At 44.1% G+C, this 1,075-nt stretch carries 1 protein-coding gene; it reads left to right on the top strand.

Features of this window, described 5'->3' with window-relative positions; all coding sequences use genetic code 11:
• A partial coding sequence (gene rodA / locus B7Y67_RS19095) for a rod shape-determining protein RodA (protein WP_293599981.1) occupies positions 1-973 on the top strand: 973 nt, incomplete at its 5' end.
• Positions 974-1,075: the final 102 nt, after the last annotated feature.

Below are 1,075 nucleotides of genomic sequence, written 5' to 3'. Positions count from 1 at the left end.
CTTTGTTGTCATGTGGATAGTTTCCCGTATCCCACCAAAATGGCTGGAAATGGCAGCAGTATGGATTTATGGCATTGGAGTTGCACTGCTGATTGCCGTTGCTGTATTTGGGCTAATCAAAAAAGGTGCGAGACGATGGCTCAATATTGGGTTTGTCATTCAACCTTCTGAGTTAATGAAGATTGCTATGCCCCTGATGTTAGCTTGGTATTTTCAAAAGCGAGAGGGGGTACAAAAATCTTGGGACTATGGAGTAGCCGCCATCATTCTTGGAATTCCAGTATTCCTTATTGCGCGCCAACCCGATTTAGGAACTTCATTATTAGTTTTTGCTGCAGGCATGTATGTGATTATTCTTGCCGGATTACCTTGGAAGTGGATCTTGCCATTTATAGGAATTGGTGCGCTGGGAATTCTTCTCATCGTTATTTTTGGTGGCACTATTTGCGCCCAAGATATTGTTTGGCCATTTGTCCACACATACCAAAAGCATCGCGTATGCACCCTGCTTGACCCCAGCAGTGACCCTTTAGGAAAAGGCTTTCATACGATTCAGGCCATGATTGCAATTGGTTCTGGTGGATTTTTTGGCAAGGGTTGGTTTCAAGGCACTCAAGCCCATCTGGAATTTATTCCAGAAAAACATACCGATTTTGTCTTTGCTGTTTTCTCTGAAGAGTTTGGCTTGCTTGGTAACTTAATCTTATTAGGACTTTTCTTTGCCTTAATTAAGCGTGGTCTAGCTATCTCTGCAAGTGGGCCAAATTTGTTTACACGCCTCCTCGGCGCATCAGTAACGTTAATCTTTTTTACCTACGCGTTTGTGAATATTGGCATGGTAAGCGGTCTATTGCCGGTCGTAGGAGTTCCGCTACCCTTTATTAGTTACGGAGGTACCGCACTGGTGACGCTAGGTTTTGGTGCCGGTATTTTGATGAGCATTCATCGTCATCGGAGATTAGTACAAAGCTAGCAATTTAGGCTGGGGCGCAGGACAATTGCCCACTCTTCAGAAACAAAAAAACCCGGCAAGCCGGGCTTTTTCATCAACAAAGTCAGAATTACTTCTTACGCT

It is taken from the genome of Polynucleobacter sp. 35-46-11 (assembly GCF_002281105.1).
This window is presented reverse-complemented; position numbering and strand designations above follow the sequence as displayed.